The sequence below is a fragment of the Schaalia sp. JY-X159 genome, assembly GCF_014525425.1.
Lineage (GTDB): Bacteria > Actinomycetota > Actinomycetes > Actinomycetales > Actinomycetaceae > Scrofimicrobium.
The window spans coordinates 584,449-609,656 of the sequence record NZ_JACEXI010000002.1 but is presented as its reverse complement, the minus strand read 5'-3'; the positions used below and the strand labels follow the sequence as shown (position 1 = coordinate 609,656).

Genomic DNA, 25,208 nt, shown 5'->3' with positions numbered 1-25,208 from the left:
ACACCCGGGGCGCTCAAGTCACCAAGGCTTAGACCCGCCGCCCGACCCTGTGGCAAACAATGGCGCTGTGCTTCCCGAGGACGCGCGTCAAGATCACTGTCGCGGCCCCAGCACCTTTGAGTTTCAACGTCTTACGGAACTGATCGGGGTCGAGGTCGACTCCCCTCTTGAGGATCTCCAGCGAGCCAACCCCCCGCGCCCTCAAGTAGCTCTTGAGCGCCTTGATAGGCATCACATCAACAACCTCGAACGCGCGAGCCAGCGGGGTGTCCACAAGGTTGTCGCCGGTTAGGTAAGCGATGGACTCAGAGACCGGAGCTGCTCGCAAGAGATCCGCCGCCACGTGGAGACCGCCGGAGCGAATCACCGCCCCATCAGGCTCGTAAAGGTACTTCCCAAGCGGCGCCGGCTCCACCATCACCGCTTCTGAACGCGGATCCTGGGACGTCTCAATCTCCACTGAATGCGTCCCAGAAATGACCAGGGCGGATCGGCCCGGACTCCCCCCAAGCGGCCCGAACCACAACCCGGCCTCGACCACATCCCCGTCCACTGAAACCCACTGGGCGTGCACGTCGGCGGGCAAATCCGCGTAGGCAATTCCGGGGGCAATCTTGACGCCGAGGGCGGGGACCACGTCTCGAATGGCGAGGACACGGTCCAGCGGCGGAGAGTAGTCGGCTGGGTTGAACGTCCGCCCTCGGGCACTGCGCCGAGCCGGGTCTGCGAACACGCCGTCAAACGGGGCGAAATCCACGCCGAGCCCATCCCCGAAGACAACCGTCGCCTTTGGAAACGGCGCCAGGTTATGCCGGGCGAAACCCGCGGTCGCCTGGTCGAACTCGACCGCCGTGACCGCCAGTCCAGCTCGTGAGAACGCCAGTGAATCCGCCCCCAAACCACACGTGATATCCGCTACTGCACGGCAGCCAGCCGCAACATATCTGGCTGCGTGAAGATCTGCGACAACCGCCCTCGTCGCCTGTTGAAGACCTGCTTCGGTGAACAGCATCGATGCTGCGTGTTCGCCAAACTTTGCGGCGGCGCGGTCCCGCAAGCGTTGCTGCGTAAGGGCTGCAGCGATCAGGCCCGGATCGTAGCCTTGTTTGCGCAGTTGCATTGAGAGGGCGTCCACCGTGGAGGGGTCATACGGCGGTAGGGAATCCAGCAGCGTCGACCCGACCGGAGTTTGTAAGAGAGAGACACCGTCCATGCTGAGTATTGTCTCAGTAGTAGCAAACCCACTCTCCAAGGACGACCAACTTGTACTCCATGCTTCTGGCGATAATCTACTTCGCGTTCATCAGTCTCGGCCTCCCGGATGCTCTGGTGGGTGCGGGTTGGCCAGTCATGCATCAGGACCTGGGCGTGCCGGTGTCCTACGCGGGGTTCATCACGATGACGATCGCAATCGGGACAATTTTGTCGAGCCTGCAGTCGGATCGCCTCACCCGCAAACTCGGTACGGGGCTGGTGACAACGCTAAGTGTGGCGCTGACGGCCGTCGCCCTCCTTGGTTTTTCAGTTTCCACTGAGTTCTGGATGCTGATTCTCTGGGCGATCCCCTACGGCTTGGGCGCCGGGGCGGTCGATGCGGCACTGAACAACTATGTGGCACTGCACTACGCCTCCCGCCACATGAGTTGGCTGCACAGTTTCTGGGGCGTTGGGGCGGCCATCAGCCCGTTCATCATGAGCTACTCGCTCACCCAGGGGTTGGGGTGGAACACCGGGTACCGCGTTGTCGCCATCCTCCAGATGGTGCTGGTCGCCATCCTCTTTGCTGGGCTGCCACTGTGGAGAAAGGTTCATCCAACGGTTCCTGCCGCCGCTGCCGGTGAAGGTGGCGACGAGGGCGAGGGCGGACAAACCCTGGAACGCACTACAGGCAACGACGGCAAAGAGAAGCCCCTCGGCCTCATCGGAGCGTTGAAAATCAAGGGAGTTCCCTTCGTCCTCCTCGGGTTCTTGGCCTATTGCGCACTTGAGGCGACGGCGATCCTCTGGGCATCCACCTACCTGGTGCAGCAACGCGATGTTGCGGCAAGCACGGCGGCAAGTTTTGCCTCCCTCTATCTGCTTGGCATCACGGCGGGTCGCTTCCTCAGCGGCTTCGTTGCCGACAGGGTCGGGGACCGCAACATGATCCGACTGGGCATCCTGGGGGTCTGCGTCGGCGTCATACTGATTGCACTTCCCTTGGAGAACGACACCCTCGCGCTTGCTGGCCTGGTCATTGCTGGCTTTGGCAGTGCGCCGATCTACCCCTCCATCATTCACTCCACACCCGCGAACTTTGGGCCAAGCAAGAGCCATGCCATCATCGGCATCCAGATGGCATCGGCCTACCTGGGTGCGACATTGGCTCCACCATTGTTTGGATTCTTGGGGCAGGCCGTGGGCATGTGGTTATTCCCCTTCTACTTGGCGGCTCTGGCTGCGCTGATGCTGGTGATGACTGAGGCACTCAACCGCTCAGTCGCGGCCCACCCAGCCCAGCCGTAGGCAGAGCCTGCCCCACCGTAGGACATTAGTCCCACGCGCCCCTTTCTTCTGGGCGGAGGGGGACGTAGTGTGGAGTATGGACTTCTCAGAACTAACCACCCTGCGGGTTGGGGGCTTGGCTCCCCCGATAGTCAACGCCGACTCGGAGTCAGAGTTGGCGCAAGTCATTACGGAAGCGGACTCTGCGGGCGAGGACGTCCTCGTCCTTGGAAGTGGCTCACACCTGGTTGTTTCAGACCGGGGCTTCTCAGGTCTACTGGTGAGGGACAGGCGCAAGGACATTGCAGAGGTCGACTCGTATGTTTCGTGCGGGGGTTCGACCGTCAAGGCAACCGCAGGCACAGACTGGGACACGTTCGTTCAGTTCACCCTAGAAAACGACCTGGCCGGCCTGGAAGCACTGTCCGGCATCCCCGGGACCGTCGGAGCCGCTCCCGTGCAGAACCTTGGGGCATTCGGGCAAGAAGTGGCACAAACACTGGCGTCGGTTCGAGCCCTAGACCGCCTGACCGGTCGCATCCGCACCCTGAGTCGTTTCGACTTGCACCTGGGTTATCGCAGCTCCATCATCAAACGCTCAAGGTTCTCCGCGGATGCTGGCGGAGGTCAGGTGTGGGGACCAACCGGGCGATGGGTTGTGCTTGAAGTTGCCTTCCAACTGCGCAGCGCAAGCCTCTCAGAGCCGGCTCGCTACCGGAGTCTGGCGGAGTCTCTGGGGGTCGACCTCGGAACCCGAGTGCCCTCGTGGGAGTTGCGCGAACACGTGCTGAAGCTGCGTGCCGAGTCCGGAATGCTCGTGGGTGCTCACGACACCGACCACGACACCTGGTCGGCGGGATCCTTCTTCGGCAACCCAATACTCTCCAGCCAAGACGCCGCCAAGCTTCCCGAAGAGGCGCCGCGGTTTCCGGTGCGTAACCAGGCCATGTTCGTAAGTGGAACTGTCCACAAGCAGGCGCCTCTTGTTGAAGGAAAACAGAAGGTGCCGGCTGCTTGGCTGATACGTCAGTCGGGGTTTGAGCCCGGATATCGGGTCAACACCGACTCTCGTGCCGCACTGTCTTCGAAGCATGTCTCAGCAATTACAAACCGCGGGGGCGCAACCGCAACGGAGATCATGGAACTGGCCGACGCGGTGCACGATGGGGTGGCGGCAAAGTTTGGGATTTCACTGGTGCCAGAACCTGTCCTGGTCGGTTTGGAGGGCCTCGACTAGTCAGTTGTCGCGGTTCGACTCCCCGTTGACCGGCGGCAACGATGACCAGGGGAACGCAATCCACTCCGAGGTCGGCTTCCACACGAAGTCGCAGTCGATCACCGAAGTGGGCTTTTGGTATAGAACGGCAACCTTGATCTGGTCCGTGTACTCGCCACAAATGTCATATACGAACTGCAGCGTTCGGCCAGAATCCGCCACGTCGTCAACGATTAGCACCCTCTTGTCGCGCAGGCCATGGTGCGCCGGCACCGGGTCGATCAGACGCGGGTCAGGCAGGGTGGTCCCAATTCCCGTGTAGAACTCAACATTGAGCACCAGTAGAGATTTGAGGTCGAGGGCGTACGCAATAGCACCCGCCGGAATCAAACCTCCGCGCGCAACGCAGACAATGATCTCCGGCTCAAAACCCGAGCGCCACACCTGCGCCGCCAGAGCTCGTGACGCCTCACCAAACTGATCCCATTCAAGCACTTCACGCTCATTCTCCATCGTCCCATTGTTCCAGCGATCGCCACCTCAACCAACCCTGCCCGAAGTAAGATTGACCGACCGCGAAGGTGACCGCTAGGAGCGACATGGCATTGGAGATCCTTCTTATCCCCTTAGCAGCGCTCCTCGCACCGATCTTGGGGGCACTGCTACGCCGCTGGGTCTCAATACCTTTAATTGTTTTTGAGATCCTCCTTGGCATTCTGATCGGGCCGTCAGTGCTTGGATGGGTCCAGGGTGGAAACGCTCTAGATCTGATGTCAAACCTCGGCCTGGCACTGCTCTTCTTCATGGCGGGCAACGAAATCGACATTGCAAGCATTCGCGGGCGAACCGGGAAACGTGCGCTCGCCGCCTGGGGAATCTCCATTGCCATTGCCCTGGCCGCAGCCCTCATCATTGGTACCACCCCCGCAGCAATCGCGATCATCACCATTGCCCTGGTTGGCACCGCTTTGGGGACAATCACCCCAATCCTCCGGGATGCTGGACTGAACAAAGGCCCCATCGGCACTGCGATCTCTGCCGCGGGAGCCATTGGCGAGTTTGGGCCCCTTGTGGCGATAACCATCTTCCTCGGCAGCAACAGCCCCATCGTTGCCTTCGGCTACCTTGCAGTGTTCGCAGGTGTCGCTGCCTTTGCGTTCTTCGGGGCGTCACATCGCGAACGCCCGCGACTAGTAGCACTGATCAGCGCCTCCCTACACACATCAGGTCAGTTCGCTGTCCGTGTCGTGATCGCGCTGTTGGCTGCGTTGGTAACACTCGCCCTGACACTGGGCGTCGACTTCCTGCTCGGTGCGTTCTGCGCCGGAATGCTCTCAAAGGTGCTCCTCCGTGGCATTCCCGCCAACGAACAAGAATTCGTCGAAGGCAAACTCGAAGGCCTCGCCTACGGCTTCATGATCCCCATCTTCTTTGTCACCTCCGGGGTGATGTTCCCCCTGTCAGCACTGCTTGAAGACGCCCGGGCCCTAATCATGGTGCCTGTGTTCGCCCTCGTCATCCTGGTCGTTCGCGGAGTTCCGGGCTTCTTCACTCTGGACCGTGGAGCAACAGTGCGCGACCGCGCCACCGTGTCGCTCTTTACCGCCACCTCACTGCCCCTGATCATCGCTGTCACCAACATTGGTGTCCAAGAAGGGGCGCTCTCTACGGAACTTGCCGCAGCCCTCGTGGGGGCCGGCATGCTGACTGTGCTCCTCTATCCGTTGCTCGCCCTCGCCGTATCCAAGACCCAGAAAGTAGACAGGTAGTCATGCGCGGAGACGCCAAGAAGTCCTGGCCCGTTGAAGAGCGGACAACCCTGGGATGCGGAGCCATTTCCACGTTTGTGAACGAGGTCGTCCTCACCCCGGCGGGCACTAGGATGAACCGCCAGTTCCTCACCCACCCCGGCGCTGTCGCGGTGGTTGCCTGGGATGAGGCTGCGGATGAGATCCTGGTGCTGCGTCAGTACCGCCACCCCGTCGGCATGGAACTTGTGGAGATTCCCGCCGGGCTGCTTGACGTCGAGGGCGAAGACTACTGTCTTGCTGCCCAACGCGAACTGGCTGAGGAGGCGGAGATTCAGGCGGGACGCTGGGATGTGCTGGTCGACATCTTCTCAACGCCGGGTGCCTGCGAAGAATCACTGCGGGTTTTCCTTGCCCGCGACCTCTCCAGCGCCCCGCGTCCGCAGGGTTTTGTTCCCGAAGACGAGGAGGCCGAAATGACCTCAACCTTCACGTCCCGGGCCGCGATCGTGGAGATGATCCTCAATGGGGAATGCGAAAGCCCCTCTCTTGTCTCGGGCGTTTTGGCTCTGGAGACGGCGCGGCTGCTCGGCAAACTTGACGACCTGCGCCCGTCCGACGCGCCGTGGCTGGCGCGTCAGTAGCCGCCTGAGTTACAGGGCAGTAGCCGTCTGGGCTACAGGGCAGTGACCTCGTAGCGCACTCGCATCGTGTGCTCTTCTCCCGGTTGCAGGGTCACTGCAGACTCAGCGGCGTTTGCCGCCTCAACACAGACGAAATCCCGGTACTCTTCATCCCCCAAATGACTCATCGTTCTTGCAAGGTCCGGCCCTGGATTCCACACGATGGTTGCGCCGGAGCGTTCTTTCACGATGCGGATGGAACGTCCATTGCCGACGTCGCGCAACTCCAGCGCTGCGGGCGACTGGAAAACCCTGTCGACCTCGGCCCCAAACGTGACGGGTCCATCCTGAACCCCGGACGCACCACCGGCAGCCTTATCAACGTAGCCGGTACCTTCGAGGCCGAACAGTTCAGTCGAGGTCGAATCCGCAACCGCAAAGTATGTGTGCAGGGCTTCTTCGTACCAGAAGGGATCGCTGCCGGTGTTTTTCACGGTGAACGTCAAGTCCAAAAGGACATCTGAGAACACGGCCTCCAAAGTTGCAAGGAACGGCTGCAGGGAGGGGCCCGAGGGCGCGTCGGGAAGATCCTCATCGCTTAGTTCATAACGCACCAGCCACGCCCCGTCCTCGCCAACACTGCTGGCAGCCTGTCTCCAGTTGACGTTGCGGGCAAACCCGTGGCTGCCTGCGGCGCGTGAACGACCGAGGAGCACCACACCGCCCTCGTCCTCGTCTCGCAACGCGCCAAACCAGGGGAAGCACAGTGGAATCCCCCCGCGAATCGGGGAGCCAACCCCGTAGGCGCTCTCTTTGGAAACAAAGAGGAGCGGGCCGAAGCTTGCGCTATCCCAGCGGGTGATTTGACCACCGGCCGAGTGGGCTGCAAACCCGCCCTGAGAGGTCTCTACTTCTGCAACCACATCTTCATTTCGCAACATGACTCCATTGTTCACCGTTTGGGCCGATCCGTCACCGCGTTTCTCACCGCGTCCCATAATCGCAGTACCCCAAAGACGTCTCCACTGCTAGTTTTGAGGCATGGTTGAATATCGCTACTTAGGCAACTCCGGACTGAGAATCACTGAGATCACCTACGGCAACTGGGTGACACACGGCCTTCAAGTCGATCGAGACAAGGCCATCGCAACGGTGCACCGCGCCCTCGACCTCGGCATCACCTCTTTTGACACCGCAGACGTGTACGCAAACACGGGGGCGGAGAAGATCCTTGGTAAGGCGTTGAAGGGCATCCCCCGGGAGGACCTGGAGATTTTCACCAAGGTGTACTGGCCGGTTGGCAATAGGGGCCCGAACAACGCGGGACTGTCACGCAAGCACATTTTTGACGGCATCCATGGTTCACTACGGCGCTTGAAGGTCGACTACGTGGACCTCTACCAGGCTCACCGCTTCGACTATGAAACTCCCCTCGAAGAGACGATGCGCGCGTTTGGCGACATTGTTCGCCAGGGCAAAGCCATGTACATCGGGGTGTCGGAGTGGACGGCTGAGCAGATTCGGGAAGGACACGCCCTCGCCGAAGAACTTGGCTTTCAGTTGGTGTCCAACCAGCCCCAGTATTCGGCGCTGTGGCGTGTTATCGAAGACAAGGTCGTCCCAACCTGTGAAGAGCTTGGCATGTCACAGATCGTCTGGTCGCCCATGGCTCAGGGTGTCCTCTCTGGGAAGTACATTCCTGGCGAGCAGCCTCCCGCGGGATCACGCGCCACAGATGACAAGGGCGGGGCGAACTTCGTCAAGAGGTTCATGGATCTAGAGACCTTGCAGGCCGTGCAGCGCCTCAAGCCGATTGCGGCCGAGGCCGGACTCTCGATGCCGCAGATGGCCATCGCATGGGTGCTAGCAAATCCAAATGTTGCCGCCGCACTAGTGGGTGCATCACGGCCAGAGCAGCTGGATGAAACCGTGAAGGCATCCGCGATCACCCTGGACACTAACACGGTGGAGGCAATCAACTCGGCACTGGCCGGTGTGAGCAACCAGGATCCTCAGGCGACCTACTCAGTTTCCCCACGCACGCGCCCGATCTAGACTTTGTTCCATGCCCGCCGGAGTCCTCTTTGCCAGCCCCGTACTGGTCTCTCACCTGAACGTCCTCGACAACATTAGGTTGCCCTGGGTCGTCGACGGGGAACGCCTGGACCAGGCATACCTGGATATCCTTGTCGACACGTTGGAGCTGCGGGACGTGTTGCTATCCTTTCCCGCTGACCTGTCAGAGGAGCTTCAGTTCCGCGTTGCCGGAGTGCGGGCTTTGGCTGGACGGCCCTCGACCGTGCGCGTCTATCCACGTACGCAGGCTTCGCAGTGCCTAGACGACCTGGTCTTTCTTGCCGGTGCGCTGGGGCAGGAAGTCGAACTGGTTGACGCGGTAACCGAGTCCGAGGGCGACGGATCCCTAAAGCCTGCTGTCGCTCTCCTCCCGGAGTCCCTTGACGACATTGCTCCTGCCCGAGAACTGTCGGCCAGCCAGGTACGACTTGTCGATCAGGCTCAGCAAATACTGGACCTCCTCCCGGGGCCTGTCATAGAGACGGGCGAGTTTCTGCACCGCGGTTCCGAGGGGACTTCGTTACACGGGACGAAAAACAGTGCACACAATCATGATCTGGCCGACAATTCATGACAGACTAATGCTTGTATGGAGAAGGGGTCGCTACGGCTGGCCCCGAGGGTCGATTAGACCCACAGATGAAGGACAAAGAGGAGAGCGTCATGACTTCCCCTAGTGAAGAGGGCATCGAAGTAGTTGTGGAAGAGGTGGAATGGATTGATCCAACACCTCCAAAGCGTGCCCGACGGCCTCGGCCCACACCTCCGGCTCCACACGCGTCGATTCCGGTGCTAATTGAGAATGCAGTCCAAGAGGTCAAGAGCTACTTTGAGTCCCAGCTGGAGGTGTTGAAGCTCAAGGCCAAGAGGACAGCTAGCCAGGCCGCAGCTTCGATCGTCATGATCGTCGCTGCCGTCCTTTTTGCCCTGCTTCTCCTGTGGTGGACATTCCACACCGCCGAGGTCGCTTTGGCATTGGTAGTACCCGCTTGGGCAGCTGCCCTGATTGTCTGGGGCATTCTTCTTCTCTTGGTCATCATCTTCGCCGCCATTGGGGCGATTATGGCTTTGGGAGCAAAGAATGATGCACCGAACCCCAAAGAGATGGTCGAAGATGATATTCAGACGCTTAAGTCTGACCTCACACAAGCCAAGGAAGGACTGGACAAGTGAGCAAGACGTTTGCGCAGACCATCGAGGATCTGCAGAATAAGGCCACCTCAAGCAATGAGAAGCTGTCTGAAACCCTGCAGCAACTACTGTATGAAGTTCAGCCTCAGACCCAACTTGACTACCTGCTCGCTCAGGCCAAGTATCAGGCCGAAGTGGCAGCCTACAATGCCCTAACGACCCTGGATGAGGCGCGTGACGGTGATGAGGATGCCCGCATGAAGGTGGCCAAGGCCGCGGCCATCGGTGCTGCAGTTGTGGGGATCTGCATCCTTCGCCGCTCAATGAAGCGGCGACGCAGGCACTAACAGCGTGAGCCGGTGCGAGCACGCCCACCACGTGGTCGTGTAGCAAACCGTCCGCACAACGCGGTAGAATGTGCCCGCGACAGAATTATTTGGATCCAGGGGACCGGATTACGGACCCGCAAGAGGTAGAGGGGGTCGACGCCATGGGGCGCGGCCGTCAAAAGGCAAAGCACATGAAAGTGGCGCGCAGCCTCAAGTATTACAGTCCTGAGACTGATCTTGATGCACTGCAGCGTGAGTTAACCATGTCCGGCGACCAGACGTCGGGGGCGGATGAAGAGTCCGACCCTAAAGACGATGACGAGTGGGATGAAGATCCATGGGATACGCCCTCATCGTCCTATGCGGGCGCTTGGGAAGAGTACGAGGATAAGGATTAGCCTGCCGGTGCGTTCTGCCACCCCACATCCGTGAAATGTATACGTGGGGACCAGAAGTGACTCTGGGGTACGCACCCCAGGCATACATTTGGCCCCGCCGTATACATTTCAAGAAGACTCGGGTGGTGGACGCACGTCTTGGGCCTAGTCCTCTTCCTCAGGCTCAAGCTGGTCCACAACCAGGAACGCTGTCTTTGCCAGCCCTCCACGGTAGGCTGCCCGCCCCAACAGGTGTGATGCAACCGGAGCCGCAATCATTTGGATTGCGAGCACCGCAAGACTGATGGCCACCCAAGCCCACGACCGCAACGTCAAGGTCAAACCGCCCAGGATCAGTATCAACCCCAAGAGTTGTGGCTTCGCTGCTGCGTGGGTACGGGAAAATAGGTCGGGCAGCCTGACAAGGCCAAGCGCAGCAACAAAAGTGAAGAACGCTCCCGCAAGAACCATTAGTGCGCCGACCACATCAAGGATCGCGCCGAAGTCTATGCTCATGCTGTTCCCTCCGACTGCGAGGGATCTGCCCCGCCGACGTCGCCCGTCGTCTGAGCCGCTTCGTCCTGGCCCACTATCTGAGCCGCATCGGGGTCACCAACTAACGCAGGCTCATCCGCGTCGCCCCTTACCTGCGGTGGAACAATTCGGTGTCCAGGGCGGCGACTCATGCCAACGCCTGTGAATCGCGAAACGGTCACAGTGGAGAAGAAGGCTGTGAGGGCAAAGACGATCATCAGGGCCGCGAGGTCGTAGCGGTTTTGGAAAATGATCAGGATCGCCACCACACCGACGATGGACGCCGAGAAGACATCGATCGAAACGGCGCGGTCCAAAGCCGTCGGCCCCTTAATTAGTCGGTAGGTCGCCAAGACCATAGCCACGACGAGGGCGACTATTGCGACTGCAAGTATAGTTGCCACTGGCGTCATACCGCGCTCTCCTTACCCTGTCGGCTCCTGGCCAGCCCTGTTTCTCTCAGCACCTTCGAGGGCGCAAATGCGAGCAGCACCCGCTTCTCTTGAGCGGACACCTCTTTACGTACGCCCTCTATCCCGCCGTGGGTCTTCATATCGAGGACGTGCAAATACAGCGCCTTTTCAGTCCGTGAGGCCTCAACAACGATGGTTCCAGGCACCATGGAAGTCATGACCGCAACCATGGTCATGTACACCGGGTTGTCGCTTCTGACAGGGCACTTGACGATTCCATCCTCATGGGGATGGCCAGACACCACCAGCCACGAAACCTGCACACCTGCAACAAGCAGGTCGTAGAGGAAACGTAGTGCCAGAACAATGAAAGACACGGGGCGTACGTGCCAGAGGTTAGGCATGATCGGTAAGGGAAAGACTATCTGCACCCCAACCGCAACCAGCAGCCCACCTACGATGACTAGCCAGTCAAGCGACCCAAACACCGCTAGCCACACAAGGAGAAGCCAGGCAGTCATCGAGAAGGAGACATGACGTCGCACTTTAGCTGGCATCAGAACCCCCGATCTCTGGCAAAGTCGGCTCGGCAGGAAGAAGCGGTGGAGCTGGATTCAGGTTCTCCCATGGCGGGTGGAAGGGAGGAAGTTTCGACGTGCCACCGCCGCGACCGTCCTCGCCCAAGACCGCGGTCACGTAACTATCCCGATCCATCATGTTCTCTGCAGCGCCTGCTGCAAAGGAGTAGATGGGACCAGAGAATGCTGCCATTCCGAGCTGGAGCGCAACCAGTGCTGTAGCAACCGCGTACATGATGGCATTCGATGCTCCCCCACCACGTTCCACTTCGGTCTTGGCTGCCAGCGCGTACTTCTCCGTTGCACGCCCATCACGCACAGCCTGTTCGAAGCGACGCAGTCGACGCTCCTGACGACCAGAGAGCCTCTGTCCCTCTGTGGGGACAACAAAGTCGTCAAACTCCACTCTCTTGGGTTGCCAGAATGCCCTACTCCAGAACTTAACCGCCACATAGAGCGTCAGGAAGGACGTCAGAATACCGGCAGCCATAAGGGAGTACGCCATAGGAGTACCGACCTGCACGGATGCTTGGGCCAAACCAAGCTTCCCAATGAACCCCGTCATGGGCGGCATCCCCACCAGGTTCAGTGCCGTGATCAGAAAGAGGATCGAAAGCCCAGGATGATCCCGAGCAAGGTCGTGCAAGCGGGTCAGTGATGTCGTCCCACGCGCGCGCTCGATCAGACCAACGATGAGGAACAGTGCTGTCTGCACAATAATGTGGTGCGCCGCGTAGTAGATGGCGCCACCGAGGCCGGCCACAGTCCCCAAGGAAATGCCCCACATCATGAAACCAATGTGAGAAATCAGAGTAAACGACAGGAGTCGTTTGGCGTCATCTTGGGCGACCGCCCCCAAAATGCCAATCAACATTGAGAGAATTCCAACGACCCCGAGGAGCAGACTCAAACGGTCGCCCGGGAAAATCACGAACTGCAGACGAATGATCGCGTAGACGCCAACCTTAGTTAGGAGGCCGGCGAACACGGCGGTGACTGGTGCGGGTGCTGTTGGATACGAGTCGGGAAGCCATGATGCCAGCGGGAAGATAGCCGCCTTGACACCGAACGCAACCAGGAGGATCCCCTGCATGATCAGCGTCGTCGAGGGCGGTAGCTCCGCTAACCTGACCGACAGTTGAGCCATGTTAACCGTGCCCGTTGCGCCGTAAATCCATGCGATGCCGATCAGGAAAAGCACCGAAGACATGAGGGAGACGACGACGTAAACAGTCCCGGATCGGACGCGCCCTCGGGTCCCACCAAGAGTGATGAGGACGAATGAGGCCGCAAGGAGGATCTCAAACCCAACGTACAGGTTGAAGAGGTCGCCGGTCAGGAACGAGTTGGACACCCCGGCTGAGAGGATGAGGAACGTCGGGTAGAAGACAGCAACCGGGGAAGTCGGCACAGGATCAGAAACATTCTCACCTATGGAGTAGATGAGGACCGCAAGCGCAACAATCTGCGACACCACCAACATCAGTGTCGACAGGCGGTCCGCCACCAGTGTGATACCAATCGGCGCCGCCCACGATCCGACGTCGAGGACGATTGGCCCCTGCGCTGCACCGAAAATGAGGAACACTCCGACGATTGTCGCGGCCAGCATTCCAGCGAGTGCGATGACCTGCTGAATGCGGGGATGGCGACTCGCTACCAGAGCGGCTCCCGCAGAAACCATGGGGATAAGGACGGGAAGCGGCACTAACCACGCCAGGGATGCCGGGTTCACCTGTTGTCCTCTTGGTCGTAGAAGATCTCAGCGTCCTCGGTGCCTTGCGTGTAGAGCTCCTCCAGGCTTTCATCACCTTGCCGGCGGGCCTGACGCGCAACGCGGCGGTCCTCAATATCGTCCACAACCTCGTCATTGCCCGTCAGAAGCCAGGAGCGGTAAGCCAGCGCGAGGCCGAATGCAGTCGTCCCCAGGGAGAGGACGATGGAGGTGAGGATCAGGGCCTGCGGGAGCGGGTCCACTATGGTGTCAGCCGTCCCGCCCAGTAGTGGCGGCATCCCTCCTGAGCCTCCCATTGCAAGGATGAGGACGTTAACGCCGTTGGTGATTAGTGCCAGACCAATAAAGATGCGGGACAGGGTGCGTTCAAGGGTGAGGTAAACCCCTGCGCCGACCAGCACACCCACGAAAATGAAGACAACTAGCGAAGGCAACTTACACACCCCCCTTGGTGCGCGTAGGAGTGGATGAGCCGTAAGCTCTTGCCGGTCGATCGCCCTGGCGGTCCACTTCTGCCCCCAATGCCGAAACCAAGTCGACAATCAGCCCCATGACAAGGATGTAAACGCCGACATCCAGGATCATTGCAGTTGTGAAGTGCAGTTCCCCAAGGGCGCCCAAGGGAATGTCTACCGGTGTGGACTGGAACGGCACGTTGCCGAAGAGGAGTGGTGCCGCGCCACCTGCCGCTGCAACAAACAGGCCTGTTCCAAGCAGATAACCCGCAGGGATCGGCATTGCTTCACCCAGCTCATAGCGCCCGCCAGCCAGGTAGCGCAGCACGAATGCCAGTCCAGCGACGACGCCCCCGACAAACCCACCACCCGGTTCGTTGTGCCCAATCAGTAAGAGCCAGATCGACAGAACAATCATGGTGGGGAACAGCAACCGGGTCGCAACTTCCAAAACCATGGAGCGGTCGTGCGGGCGCAATGCTGAAGCTCCCGGCAGGAAGCGGCCGGGCTTAGCGGAACGCTTGCTGATCCGGTCGATCCGGCCCGTCCTCGACATCACGTAGATCAGTGATGCGACACCTGTTGCAGTGACCAGAAGGACCGACAGTTCGCCCATTGTGTCCCAGGCTCGGATGTCAACCAGGATGACGTTGACTATGTTGCGTCCGTGGCCGAACTCTAGGGCCTCCCTTGGCATCAGTTCTGAGACAGGGGTGTGGATGCGAGCAGAGAAAGCGTAGTAGCCACCGACAGCGGTGATGGTGCCCGCAAGGGTGCCGACGAATACTTTAGAAATCTTGCTGGAGACCAGCGGTCGTGTGGAGAAGTAGGTTGGCAGCTTGCGGAAGACGAGGATGAACACCACGAGGCTGACGGCCTCGACCGCGAGCTGTGTCAGAGCCAAGTCTGGGGCGCCGTGGATCGCAAAGAGTAGGGAGACCGACATTCCAACAGCACCCAACGCCAGGGCTGCGCGGATGCGCCTTCGCGCCCTGACGGTGACGAACACAGCGATGATCCCCACCCCCACAATTGCAGCTTGAAGCGCTGAATCCCATAGCGGAGGAAGGTTGCGCGGCGGGTTGGCCCGCAAGATCGCATAGGTGGTCAAGGCAGCCGCTGAAAGCATGATCGTTGCGAGTTCGCCCGGCAGGGAACCCCTTTGAATAAAGGAGGTGACGCGGTTCGCGAAAAGCTCAAGATCCCTCAGGGACAGGGCAAAGATTCGGGCTGCAGATATTGGTGTGTGGATTGACCTTTGGAACTTGGAGACCTGGGGGCGGAACACTGCCAGCAGGACACCGCCGATCAGAATGACCAGGGTAATGAGGGCGGGAGCCCAACCGGACCAGAGAGCAATATGCGGATAGCCCGACATGCCTTTGGTGGGGCCTGTTGGTGAGGTGAGTAGCTGCTCAAGCGGGTGCGCCGCAAAACCAAGGAATGCACCGCTGGCAAGAATAACAATCGGAGCGATAACAAGCTTCGAGAGCGGGCGAACCTTGACGTCCACCTTGATCTTCTTGGTCCCGAAAGCCCCCCACCAGAAACGCCAGGCGTAACCAATTGTCATCATCGACCCGAGGGCGAGCACCACGAGCATCATCATGTTCGCCGTGGACCCTCCGGGAAGTCCAGGCGAATAGCCGCCTTCAAGCAGCGCTGAGATTAGAGACTCTTTGCCAACGTAGCCCAGGGTGATTGGAATCCCGGCCATCGACAGCGCAGCCAGGCCCGCAAAAGTTGCCAGCACCGGCATGCGGCGTGCGAGCCCTGTTAGCTCCCAGAGATCTCGGGTTCCCGTGGCACTTTCTACAGCACCGACGGTCAGGAACAGCGAAGATTTGAAGAGCGCGTGGGACAGCATGATAACGAGGCCGGCTGCAAGTGCGGCTGCGGTCCCCATGCCCACAGCGGCAATCATCAGTCCCAGCTGCGAAACTGTGCCGTAAGCGAGGATTAGTTTGAGGTCACGCTGACGCAGGGCCAGATAGGAGCCGTGCAGCATCGTGTAGAGGCCTATGACCACAGCTAGCATCGACCAACCGGGAACGAACGTGAACCCGGGCGTGAACCGTGCAATTAGATAAACGCCGGCCTTCACCATTGCGGCTGCATGGAGGTAGGCAGAGACCGGGGTGGGAGCAGCCATCGCGCCCGGGAGCCAGAAGCTAAACGGCACCTGCGCAGACTTGGAGAGACCCCCGACTAAGACCAACAGCGCCGCCACAATAACGAGGGGCTGAGTAGGGTCCAAACCCCCTGTTTGTAGCGAGTGGATTAGCTCTGAAGCCCGGAAAGAGCCTCCCGGTGTAACGCCGAGTATAACTAGCCCAGCGAACATGACTAAACCGCCGAAACCCGTGACTAAGAACGCCTGACGGGCAGCGACTCGTGCTGGGGCGCGCGTGGAGTGGTGACCAATCAGCAGGTACGACAGAACCGCCGTCATCTCCCAGAAGAGGTACATGATCATCGTCTGGTCGGCGACCACCACGCCATACATGGCTGCAGCAAAAGCCATGAAGAAGGTTGCGAACCTTGTCAGGCCAGCAGCGCTGCTTGAAAAATAGCGCGACGAGTACACCAGAACGGCAGCTCCGACGCCACCGACCAGTATCATCATCAACCAGGACAGCGTGTCCAGGCGGAAGACGATGTCCAGGCTCAAAGTGGGAACCCAAGAAACGACCTCGAATCGATCCTCACGGAACACACTCGGCGTCTGTAAGAGGGCCCAAATTGCAGCAGATGCTGGCGCAAGAGCCAGAACTAGAAAAGAGTTTCGCCCCCACAGTCGCACTGCAAGCGGTGCGCAAAGCGCAGCAACAAGTTGCACTATGAGCAGCGCGAACATTCTCTGTGCAAGCCTCTCGTCTTGGGGGTGGGCATATTAGGAACCAAGCGTGCAGAACGGAAGATTCAACATAGGTTGACTACTAGCAGAATGATTCTAGCTTGCCTGTTTCATCGCTCTCACCCTGAAAGGGGATAATGAGCCATCCGCGGAATTGTTAGGAGCCCCACCATGGCGTCGGCTGCAGTGACCTATCTCTGTATAGGTCTGGCACTTTTTACAAGCGTCATTGGCTGGACCGTGTTCATTCGCGGTGTGGCGCGTATTGTCACGGTGATCCGAGCCGGCGCGGCTGAGAGTGGCCGGTGGAACTCCCCGTGGAAGAGGCTGTGGACGTCGCTGCGTGTCTCACTATCCCACGACACCTTTAAGAACCGGCCGGTGGTTCGCGTCGCACACTGGCTGGTCATGGTGTCGTTTGTCGTCCTCGTCCTGACGCTTGTGGCATCGTACGGGCAGCTCTTCAACCCTCTCTACACCCTCCCAATCCTGGGCCACTCTGTCGTGTGGAACTGGGTTGTTGAGGTACTGGCCGCCCTCGGAGCCGCGTCGATCATCGCTCTTTTTACCATCAGGATCGCCACGATGGCTCGGGCTAAGCGAAGCGGCCAACCCCGCTCTTCCCGCTTCTTCGGGTCCACCCGCTGGCAGGCATGGTTTGTGGAAGGTGTCGTCGCGACCGTCTGCCTGGCTGTCCTTTTCAGCCACGGTTTCCAGTACGCCCTCGGACAACACATTGGCGATCCGTTTGCCACACCGTTGCACTACCCCCTGACCTCATGGTTCGGATCCCTCGTCTCCGGGTGGAGCGGCGAAGCCCTCGCCAACGCGGTCGTCATCGTTGTCACCGTGAAGATTGTGGCGTCGATGGTGTGGATGCTCATCGTTGGTTCGGACATTGCCATGAGTATTTCGTGGCACCGCTTCCTGGCGCCCGTGAACATCGCGGCCGGGCGCAACGCCGACGGAGGCAAGTCTTTGGGTGCGCTTGCACTTCCGCTGGTCGCCGGCAACCCCACTCCCCATCTGGCTGAGGAATTTGAAGAGGCCGAGGTCGAGGACGCCCAGGCTGACACTGACTCCTCCCCCCAGACACGACCCGCTGTGATCGGCCTCGGATCCACCGAAGACCTGACGTGGAAAGACCGGCTGGACTTCATGTCCTGCACGGAGTGTGGCCGGTGTCAGGACCTGTGCCCCGCATGGAACACTGAGAAACCACTGTCACCGAAGCTCATGATCATGGCGCTTCGTGACAATGCCGTCGCCGCATCCGGCTTCACCCCGACAAACCAGGCCGGCCCAGACACGTCAGACGTCCTCGGCGCACTGAAGGCCGCCAACACTGCTGGTCCCGAGGGCGTCTCCCCAGACAATGCCGCCCTCGCAGGGGGCGTTCTCAACCCGGACATACTCTGGGATTGCACCATGTGCGGGGCGTGCGTCGACCAGTGTCCCGTCGACATTGAACACATCGACCACATCGGCAACATGCGCCGCTTCCAAGTACTATTGGAATCCGCGTTCCCCCGCGAACTGACGCGACCCTTCAGGGCCATGGAAACCAAGTCCAACCCCTACAACCAGTCCCGCCGCAAGCGCCTGGACTGGGCGGCCAAACTCGACTTTGATTTCCCTGTGATCGGCGAGGACGTAGAGGACGCCACCGACCTCGACTACCTCTTCTGGGTGGGGTGCGCCGGAGCATACGATGAGAAGGCGAAACGCACCACCGCCGCGGTCGCCGAACTGCTTCACACCGCGGGTGTTTCCTTCGGTGTCCTCGGATCCGCGGAGGGTTGCACGGGCGACCCTGCTCGCCGCGCCGGCAATGAGATCCTCTTCCAAATGCTTGCGGAAGCGTCCATTGAAACCCTGGATGAAATCAAAGCCAAGCGGATCGTGGTGACATGCGCGCACTGCTTCAACTCGATTGCCAACGAGTTCCCCCAGCTTGGTGGCCACTACGACGTCATCCACCACACGCAACTGCTAAACCGTCTGGTCCGGGAGGGGGCGCTGACTCCGGTTGCGCCAGACCCGGAGCAGGCGCAAACCGTGACCTACCACGACCCGTGCTTCCTTGGGCGTCACAACAGGATCTATGCGCCACCCCGGGAGCTCCTTGGCTCTGATGTGAACCTGAACCTGGTTGAAATGCCCCAAAACCGGGAACTCGCGATGTGTTGCGGTGCCGGCGGTGCCAGGGCATGGATGGAAGAGACCCGTGGAACCCGCATTGCTTCCGCAAGGGTTGATCAAGCCCTCTCCACCGGTGCGACCACCGTTGCCACAGCATGCCCCTTCTGCACACAAATGTTGGACTCGGCGATACCTTCCGAGGCAGAACTAGAAGTTAAGGACGTGGCTGTTCTTCTACTTGAGGGGGTTCATCGAGGGAAAGAAGGAACCCGTCCTCGTCAATAACTGCGCAGTTGGGCAGGGACGTCGCTATCACGGCAGCAACGGTCTCAGCGATCTGTTCCGCCCTGTTGCGTTCAAGGCGCACGCGTCGGGAGCGCGGGGCCTGGTGGGAAGATGAAGAAAGCTCTTCGGGGACGGCCCAGACGACCTCGTAAACAAAGAGAGGTGGTTTCGCCCAACGTTCCCAACGCAAAACCCGGGGGACAAATGTCTCGGGTCGCACCCCGATGAGGATCTGTGAAGCCGACGTCACCGGAGCCAATAACGCGTAGGGTATGCCCGGCGCAACAGATGCGGGACCGTCCTCGTTGGGTAACGCGACATCTGGAATGTAGGTGGACAGCCAGTCGAGCAGCTGCTCGGGCCCAACCCACTGATCGGTGAGGACACGCAAACTCACTGACGCATCCGCGTCAGCCCGAATGACGACCCCACTACCCGCAACCCGCACGCTACCGCGCAGGCGGTGTGCGATGCGGCGCATGACATCAAGGACCTTCTGCTCAACCCCAACCGGCATCCCCGTCGGGAACGCCCTCGCCCACTCATCAAACGCCATCACTGCGCTACTTGGCGGTGCGCCTCGCCTGGCGGGACAGCGCAACAGCCACACCTGTTCGTTGTCCGAGGGCGACCCGAGGGCGGCGGCGGTATCCTCATCTAGTGACCAGGGCCCCTCAAGAGTCACACTCTCTTGCAACTGGAGGATCCCGGGTGCCAGCCACCCGGCCTCATTCCACACGGAAACCGCCAGCGCTTCCACGTCATCAGGCGTGACTTCGTCAGGCACCAGCAAGAGGTGGTAAGCCTGCGCCATTGATGCCTCAAGGTTGCCACGGGGCTGCGAACGTTCAACACTTAGGGGCAGGGGGGCGGCCTCATCCACAACCAATTCCCCCGTCTCCGCGAAACTGAAGGTTGCGGTCGACCCAACCCCATCCAGCACGTTCAAATCGGTCTCAACCAGGGGGTTGGGACTTTCCTTGAGGTGCGCGATGCGGTCGTAAATGGACCTGCGCGGCGGGGTCGGCGCGCCACTCATCTGCCGCATCCCATCATTGGACTCCACCTGCGTCAGATGAGTCGGCTGGCACAGGGGCCGAGGGCGGAACATGAACCCGGTCAAACCGCAGGTGAGAGCGGGAGGCCGTGGGGCCACGCTGTCCCTGATAGTGGGAGCCGAGCGTTGCGGACCCATACGGCGCCTGGGCTGGGCTCGACAGGTTGAAGAAGCACAACTGTCCGATGCGCATGCCAGGGTAGAGCAGGATCGGCATGGTCGCAGTGTTGGACAACTCGAGGGTAACGTGTCCGGCGAAACCCGGATCGATGAAGCCCGCGGTTGAGTGTGTCAACAACCCGAGGCGCCCCAAGGAAGACTTGCCCTCCAAACGGGCCGCGACGTCGTCACCAAGTGCAACCTTCTCCAGTGTGGCGCCAAGGACGAACTCCCCGGGATGGAGAACAAACGGCTCGTCCTCGTTGACCTCAACCCTTCGGGTCAGCTCTGGTTGCGCCACGGAAGGGTCAATCACCGCGTACCGATGGTTGTCGAAAAGCCTGAAGACGCGGTCCAGCCGGACGTCAATGCTGGCTGGCTGCACCAGCCCAAGGTCAAGCGGGTCCAACTGGATGCGACCGCCCTCGATGGCAGTGTGAATATCACGATCACTCAGAAGCATAGGAGCATCATCCCACGTCCGGGCTCAGCATCCGCGAATTGCCCGGACGAGGTCGACTATGTCCCTTTCAGTAGTGTCAAAAGAGGCCATGAGGCGAACAAGGTCGGGGTCGCCCGGCCAGTCATAGAAATGGAAGCGGCTGCGGGCGCGCTTCTTCTGCTCCGCGTTCAACTTGGCGAAGACCACGTTGGACTCAACCGCGTAGGGAATTGGCACCACTGCCTGTAGTTCATCCCCGAGGCGGGTGGCCATTTCATTAGCGTGGAGTGCCGATTGCCGCCACAGATCGCCCTCGTATAAAGCGAGAAGCTGGGCCGATATGAAGCGCATTTTGGACCCCAACGCCATGTTGGTCTTGCGCAGGTAGTCAATCCCGGTGGCGAGTTGCGGGTTCAAGACCACGACGGCCTCGGCGCCCATCGCCCCATTCTTTGTTCCACCCAGGCTCAGAACGTCAACGCCAACGTCCGTGGTGATCTCACGGAATGTCGAGTTCAGGTGTGCGGCAGCGTTGGAAAGTCGTGAGCCATCGACGTGAAGAGCCATGCCGTTGTCGTGGGCAAAGTCGGCGAGGGCGCGTACCTCTTGCGGCGTGTAGCAGGTGCCGAGCTCCGTGACCTGCGAGATTGACAGCGCAAGAGGTTGGGAGCGATGCGGATCCCCCCACCCCCACGCTTCAGTAGCAGCCAGATCCGGGGTTAGTTTTCCGTCGGGAGTGTCGACGCCCAGGATTTTGATTGCGCCGACTTTTTCAGGGGCTCCGCCCTCGTCCCGATTGATGTGGGCAGTGTGAGGGGCGATCACCGCGCCCCACCGCGGGAGGACTGACTGCAACGCAATAACGTTGGCGCCTGTACCGTTGAAAACCGGGTAGATCTGGGTTTCGTCACCGAAGAGTTGGGTTGCGAGGGCGCCTAGGCGCTGCGTCCAAGGGTCTTCCCCATACGAGGTCGCGTGTCCGACATTGGCTTCGGCGAGGGCGGCCAGGATCTCCGGGTGGACGCCCGAATAGTTGTCGGAGGCAAAACTGCGTGAACGATCAGCATTGTTGTCAGTCATGAGGTAACGCTAAATCAAATGGAGCGGATGACGAGAATCGAACTCGCGCTATCTGCTTGGGAAGCAGAAGTTCTACCATTGAACTACATCCGCATGTCGCTTGGACGTCCTACAGTCTAGCAAGAAAATTTTCGGGCGGGTAACTGGTGCTCAGACTCGTCACCCCCTCGGCCGTGACGAAGCTAATACCCCACCCGGTATTTCTACGCGGGGAGCGGAAACAACCGACTGATTGGCCTTCTGCCCTGCCCTGGAGTTGCAAAAGTCAGTACGCTGGGCATAGCAATCTGATTTACGGAGGAGAACAATGAGCACCAAAGACCTCACGGCCGAAGACTTCGAGGCAACGGTAACTGAAAACCCGATCGTCCTGGTCGACTTCTGGGCCGCGTGGTGTGGCCCTTGCCGCCAGTTCGCACCTGTCTATGACAAGGCTTCTGAAAAGAATGCCGACATTGTCTTCGGCAAGGTGGACACGGAGGCTCAGCAGGAACTGGCTGCCATGGCTCAGATCACTTCCATCCCAACGCTTATGGCATTCCGTGATGGAATCGCTGTTTTCCGTCAGGCTGGCGCACTGCCAGGACATGCACTTGATGATTTGATCGGACAGATCCGCGACCTCGACATGGATGAGGTACGCAAGCAGATCGACGCCGCAAACTAGCAGGCGCTTGACAGCCCCTACGCCCGTCCCCACGCGAAATGTATACGTGGGGACGGAATGTGCGTCTGGGGTACGTACCCCACGGTCACTTTTGGCCCCCACGTATACATTTGGGGAGGGCCAGCCTTAGGTTGGGCTAGATGCGTAGTCTCCCCTCCAAAGTTAGATGCGCAGTCGCCCCTCCAGAGCTCGACCCAAGGTCACCTCATCGGCATACTCAAGGTCGCCGCCGACCGGAAGCCCTGATGCCAGGCGCGTAACAGACACACCCATCGGTATGACGCTGCGCGCAATGTACGAGGACGTGGCCTCGCCCTCGACCGTTGGGTTCGTCGCAAGAATTACCTCTTGCACAGTCCCGTCACCCAGGCGAGCAAAGAGCTCCCGGATTCGCAAGGAATCAGCTCCCACCCCCGCAAGTGGATCTATAACGCCCCCCAACACGTGATACATGCCGCGGAAGGCCCGCGTCTTTTCAATTGCGTTGATGTCTTTCGCTTCTTCCACAACGCAGAGGACGGTACTGTCTCTACGGGTGTCAGAGCAGATCGAGCAAACCTCAGCCTCTGTGACATTGCCGCAGATCGAGCAGAAATGGACGTTCTGCTTCACAGCTTCGATTGCTGAGACCAACTCCTGAACTTCGGAACCTTCAGCTCCAAGCAGGTGAAAAGCCAATCTCTGTGCACTCTTCGGCCCGATCCCGGGCAGAGCACCCAACTGATCTATCAGATCCTGGATCGCTCCTTCGAAGCCACTCATTCCTCACCGTCCAGGTCAAACGCCGACAGTTCCTCTTCCGGGGGTTCCACTGGCTCTGGGCCATCGAAATCCCCTGGTGACTGGGCATCGGAGGGGGTCGCCACAATCTTCTCGTCTATCACCGAGCCCCCAAGAATACCGAGGACCATATCCACCGCCGGGCGTCCCTTGTAGGACGGGGTTGAGTTGGGTTCCGGCACCGGGCCGGCATCCGGGGTCGGCTCCGGTTCCGGGGTCGGCTCCGGTTCCGGGGTCGGCTCCAGGGTCTGGGCGGAATCTGTGTCCGTCTGGGAATCCTCCACGTCCGCGCGAGGTTCCCGTTCAGCCTCTGCACTTTCGTCACCGCGCCCAAATCCCGCAATGACGTTGTCGAGATCTTCAATCCAGTGTGCCTGCACCGACACGGTCGCGTCCAACATGTTGCTCAAGATCAACGCCAGCTTCTCAGAGCCCCCCATGCGGTCAAACTGGTTGACGGTTGTCGGATCAAGCAAGAAGATATGTGAGGTGAAACCATCGGCTTCCACCCCGCGGAAGTTCCGAAGCAATGAGGGAAAAACGGACCCCATCTGGCCCATCTTCTCGATGATCTCTACCCAGTGCAGCCTGACAAAAGCAGCATCTGGGAACTGCGTGTCACCATCGGACTGCGGCAGAGCAGGTGACGCACCGGGTCGATCCGCAGGCACCGACCGGGCAGGTGGCGGTCCCGTCTGCGGCGCAGGAGCCGAGCGGGCAGGGGTCGACTGAACTGGCGCGGGTCCTTGCGGCGCAGGTGCGGATTGGGCAGATGTGGATTGGGCAGATGCGGATTGCGCGGGTATAGATCGGGCCGGCACCTGGCGGGCAGGCGCCAACTGAACGGGTGCCGGTGCGTCCTGCATGGATGGCTGCACCGCCGGAGCCTGCCCCTTCACCAACAGGCGGGCTAGGAGCAGTTCCAATTGCAGTCGGGGCGCCGTAGCCCCCGACATCTCCCGGAGTGCAGATTCAACTATGTCCGCACTCCGCGACAGCAGGCGGCTACCCCACTTTGAGGCCTGTGTATGCATGACAACCAACTGGTCAGCAGGTGTTTCCACCAGGATGTCTGATGCCCTTTCCCCAGCCAAAGCGCATACCATCAGGTCACGTAAGCGCTGCAGCAGATCCTCAACAAAACGTCGGGGCTCCTGGCCTGTCGCGATGATCTCTTCAACGATCCTGAACGCGGCGGCACCATCACCATCACCCAGTGCGTCGACCGCCCTCTCCAGTATGGATGCGTCGGTGTACCCGAGCAGTTCAACAGCCTTCTCAACGGTCACGACACCGTCAGACCCCGCGATGAGCTGGTCGAGCACAGACAGTGAGTCCCGCACAGATCCGCCGCCGCTACGAATGATGAGCGGATACACGCCCTCGTCAACCTGAACGCCCTCCTTCGCTGCCAGATCGCGCAGGAACGGACCAAGTACGGATGGTGCGACCAGGCGGAACGGGTAGTGGTACGTGCGTGACCGGATTGTGTTGATGACCTTGTCCGGCTCAGTTGTCGCGAAAATGAACTTGACGTGTTCGGGTGGTTCCTCAACCACCTTCAGAAGGGCATTGAACCCCTGTGGTGTCACCATGTGGGCTTCGTCAAGGATGAAAATGCGGTAGCGATCACGCGTTGGGGCGAACGCAACCCGGTCACGAAGAGTCCTTGCGTCCTCGACCTTATTGTTGGACGCCGCATCAATTTCCACTACGTCCAGGGAACCCGGGCCCCCTGATGCCAACTCCACACATGAATCGCAGACTCCACACGGACTCGAAGTCGGCCCTTGGGCACAGTTCAAACTGCGCGCAAGTATTCGCGCCGACGTGGTCTTGCCACAACCACGCGGACCTGAAAAGAGGTATGCGTGCGTGACGCGTCCACTGTCGAGGGCGGTCTGCAACGCATCGGTCACGTGACTTTGACCGATGACGTCCTGGAATGTGTCTGGCCTATAACGGCGGTACAGTGCTGTGCTCACAATTAGACCTTAGAACCTCCGGGAAACAGCGGCACCTAACGACGAAGTCACTGCG

General features: G+C 60.0%; 25 protein-coding genes and 1 tRNA gene. 11 read left to right on the top strand and 15 right to left on the bottom strand.

Going from position 1 to position 25,208, the window contains the following annotated elements:
* Positions 1-28: 28 nt before the first annotated feature.
* Complete coding sequence (locus IDL90_RS05685; protein WP_187994658.1) at positions 29-1,213, bottom strand: class I SAM-dependent methyltransferase; 1,185 nt, start codon at positions 1,211-1,213, stop codon at positions 29-31.
* A 59-nt stretch (positions 1,214-1,272) separates the two neighbouring features.
* Between IDL90_RS05685 and IDL90_RS05680 the strand changes: the two genes are divergently transcribed.
* Positions 1,273-2,505 carry a sugar MFS transporter gene (locus tag IDL90_RS05680; protein WP_262509040.1) on the top strand — a complete coding sequence of 411 codons (1,233 nt, stop codon included), beginning with the start codon at positions 1,273-1,275 and terminating at the stop codon, positions 2,503-2,505.
* Positions 2,506-2,581: 76 nt separating this feature from the next.
* On the top strand, positions 2,582-3,721 hold the full coding sequence (locus tag IDL90_RS05675; RefSeq protein WP_187994706.1) for a UDP-N-acetylmuramate dehydrogenase: 1,140 nt from the start codon (positions 2,582-2,584) through the stop codon (positions 3,719-3,721).
* Here the strand turns inward: IDL90_RS05675 and IDL90_RS05670 are convergent, their stop codons facing one another.
* Positions 3,722-4,213, bottom strand: a complete 492-nt coding sequence (locus IDL90_RS05670) for a phosphoribosyltransferase (protein ID WP_187994656.1) — start codon at positions 4,211-4,213, stop codon at positions 3,722-3,724.
* Positions 4,214-4,299: 86 nt separating this feature from the next.
* On the opposite strand from IDL90_RS05670, the gene IDL90_RS05665 reads away from it, so the two are divergent.
* The gene (locus IDL90_RS05665; protein WP_187994655.1) at positions 4,300-5,469 is read left to right on the top strand and encodes a cation:proton antiporter; all 1,170 of its coding nucleotides are present in this window, start codon (positions 4,300-4,302) and stop codon (positions 5,467-5,469) included.
* A gap of 2 nt (positions 5,470-5,471) precedes the next feature.
* On the top strand, positions 5,472-6,092 hold the full coding sequence (locus IDL90_RS05660) for an NUDIX domain-containing protein (RefSeq protein ID WP_187994654.1): 621 nt from the start codon (positions 5,472-5,474) through the stop codon (positions 6,090-6,092).
* A 32-nt stretch (positions 6,093-6,124) separates the two neighbouring features.
* On the opposite strand, the gene IDL90_RS05655 is transcribed toward IDL90_RS05660, so the two are convergent.
* Positions 6,125-7,012 carry a D-hexose-6-phosphate mutarotase gene (locus IDL90_RS05655; protein WP_187994653.1) on the bottom strand — a complete coding sequence of 296 codons (888 nt, stop codon included), beginning with the start codon at positions 7,010-7,012 and terminating at the stop codon, positions 6,125-6,127.
* Between the two features lie 100 nt (positions 7,013-7,112).
* On the opposite strand from IDL90_RS05655, the gene IDL90_RS05650 reads away from it, so the two are divergent.
* From IDL90_RS05650 to IDL90_RS05630, 5 genes are all read left to right on the top strand, one after another.
* Positions 7,113-8,126, top strand: coding sequence for an aldo/keto reductase family protein (locus IDL90_RS05650; RefSeq protein ID WP_187994652.1), 1,014 nt, complete (start codon positions 7,113-7,115; stop codon positions 8,124-8,126).
* A gap of 10 nt (positions 8,127-8,136) precedes the next feature.
* Positions 8,137-8,721 (top strand): hypothetical protein, encoded by a 585-nt coding sequence (locus IDL90_RS05645; RefSeq protein ID WP_187994651.1) that lies wholly within the window; start codon positions 8,137-8,139, stop codon positions 8,719-8,721.
* Between the two features lie 89 nt (positions 8,722-8,810).
* The gene (locus IDL90_RS05640) at positions 8,811-9,320 is read left to right on the top strand and encodes a phage holin family protein (RefSeq protein ID WP_187994650.1); all 510 of its coding nucleotides are present in this window, start codon (positions 8,811-8,813) and stop codon (positions 9,318-9,320) included.
* Positions 9,317-9,625: a hypothetical protein gene (locus IDL90_RS05635; protein WP_182141506.1), complete on the top strand. Its 309-nt coding sequence runs from the start codon at positions 9,317-9,319 to the stop codon at positions 9,623-9,625. Before IDL90_RS05640 ends, IDL90_RS05635 begins: the two co-directional genes overlap by 4 nt.
* A gap of 173 nt (positions 9,626-9,798) precedes the next feature.
* On the top strand, positions 9,799-10,005 hold the full coding sequence (locus tag IDL90_RS05630; RefSeq protein WP_398401741.1) for a DUF3073 family protein: 207 nt from the start codon (positions 9,799-9,801) through the stop codon (positions 10,003-10,005).
* A gap of 144 nt (positions 10,006-10,149) precedes the next feature.
* On the opposite strand, the gene mnhG is transcribed toward IDL90_RS05630, so the two are convergent.
* The 6 genes from mnhG to IDL90_RS05600 are packed head-to-tail and all read right to left on the bottom strand — an operon-like array spanning position 10,150 to position 16,556.
* Positions 10,150-10,500, bottom strand: coding sequence for a monovalent cation/H(+) antiporter subunit G (gene mnhG, locus IDL90_RS05625; RefSeq protein ID WP_187994649.1), 351 nt, complete (start codon positions 10,498-10,500; stop codon positions 10,150-10,152).
* Positions 10,497-10,931: a monovalent cation/H+ antiporter complex subunit F gene (locus IDL90_RS05620; protein ID WP_187994648.1), complete on the bottom strand. Its 435-nt coding sequence runs from the start codon at positions 10,929-10,931 to the stop codon at positions 10,497-10,499. The genes mnhG and IDL90_RS05620 overlap by 4 nt, the downstream gene beginning before the upstream one ends.
* Positions 10,928-11,488 carry a Na+/H+ antiporter subunit E gene (locus IDL90_RS05615; RefSeq protein ID WP_187994647.1) on the bottom strand — a complete coding sequence of 187 codons (561 nt, stop codon included), beginning with the start codon at positions 11,486-11,488 and terminating at the stop codon, positions 10,928-10,930. The genes IDL90_RS05620 and IDL90_RS05615 overlap by 4 nt, the downstream gene beginning before the upstream one ends.
* Positions 11,478-13,244, bottom strand: coding sequence for a Na+/H+ antiporter subunit D (locus tag IDL90_RS05610; protein WP_316930289.1), 1,767 nt, complete (start codon positions 13,242-13,244; stop codon positions 11,478-11,480). Before IDL90_RS05610 ends, IDL90_RS05615 begins: the two co-directional genes overlap by 11 nt.
* A complete protein-coding gene (locus tag IDL90_RS05605) occupies positions 13,241-13,678 on the bottom strand; it encodes a Na(+)/H(+) antiporter subunit C (RefSeq protein ID WP_220458747.1) in 438 nt (145 codons plus the stop codon). Before IDL90_RS05605 ends, IDL90_RS05610 begins: the two co-directional genes overlap by 4 nt.
* Position 13,679: 1 nt before the next feature.
* Entirely contained in the window at positions 13,680-16,556 is a 2,877-nt protein-coding gene (locus IDL90_RS05600; RefSeq protein WP_187994646.1) for a Na+/H+ antiporter subunit A, read from the bottom strand.
* Between the two features lie 171 nt (positions 16,557-16,727).
* On the opposite strand from IDL90_RS05600, the gene IDL90_RS05595 reads away from it, so the two are divergent.
* Positions 16,728-18,983, top strand: coding sequence for a (Fe-S)-binding protein (locus IDL90_RS05595; protein WP_187994645.1), 2,256 nt, complete (start codon positions 16,728-16,730; stop codon positions 18,981-18,983).
* Here IDL90_RS05595 and IDL90_RS05590 read toward each other — a convergent pair.
* From IDL90_RS05590 to IDL90_RS05575, 4 genes are all read right to left on the bottom strand, one after another.
* On the bottom strand, positions 18,913-20,031 hold the full coding sequence (locus IDL90_RS05590; protein WP_187994644.1) for a hypothetical protein: 1,119 nt from the start codon (positions 20,029-20,031) through the stop codon (positions 18,913-18,915). The genes IDL90_RS05595 and IDL90_RS05590 overlap by 71 nt on opposite strands.
* Positions 20,032-20,035: 4 nt before the next feature.
* Positions 20,036-20,662: a dCTP deaminase gene (gene dcd / locus IDL90_RS05585; protein ID WP_182141514.1), complete on the bottom strand. Its 627-nt coding sequence runs from the start codon at positions 20,660-20,662 to the stop codon at positions 20,036-20,038.
* Between the two features lie 24 nt (positions 20,663-20,686).
* Positions 20,687-21,721: a low specificity L-threonine aldolase gene (locus IDL90_RS05580; protein ID WP_182141515.1), complete on the bottom strand. Its 1,035-nt coding sequence runs from the start codon at positions 21,719-21,721 to the stop codon at positions 20,687-20,689.
* Positions 21,722-21,740: 19 nt separating this feature from the next.
* Positions 21,741-21,814: transfer RNA gene (locus IDL90_RS05575), tRNA-Gly, on the bottom strand.
* Between the two features lie 214 nt (positions 21,815-22,028).
* Here IDL90_RS05575 and trxA point away from each other — a divergent pair.
* Complete coding sequence (gene trxA / locus IDL90_RS05570; RefSeq protein ID WP_182141516.1) at positions 22,029-22,388, top strand: thioredoxin; 360 nt, start codon at positions 22,029-22,031, stop codon at positions 22,386-22,388.
* A 162-nt stretch (positions 22,389-22,550) separates the two neighbouring features.
* Here trxA and recR read toward each other — a convergent pair whose 3' ends face one another.
* Positions 22,551-23,150 (bottom strand): recombination mediator RecR, encoded by a 600-nt coding sequence (gene recR / locus IDL90_RS05565; RefSeq protein WP_182141517.1) that lies wholly within the window; start codon positions 23,148-23,150, stop codon positions 22,551-22,553.
* Positions 23,147-25,153, bottom strand: coding sequence for a DNA polymerase III subunit gamma and tau (locus IDL90_RS05560; protein WP_316930288.1), 2,007 nt, complete (start codon positions 25,151-25,153; stop codon positions 23,147-23,149). The genes recR and IDL90_RS05560 overlap by 4 nt, the downstream gene beginning before the upstream one ends.
* Positions 25,154-25,208 lie beyond the last annotated feature (55 nt).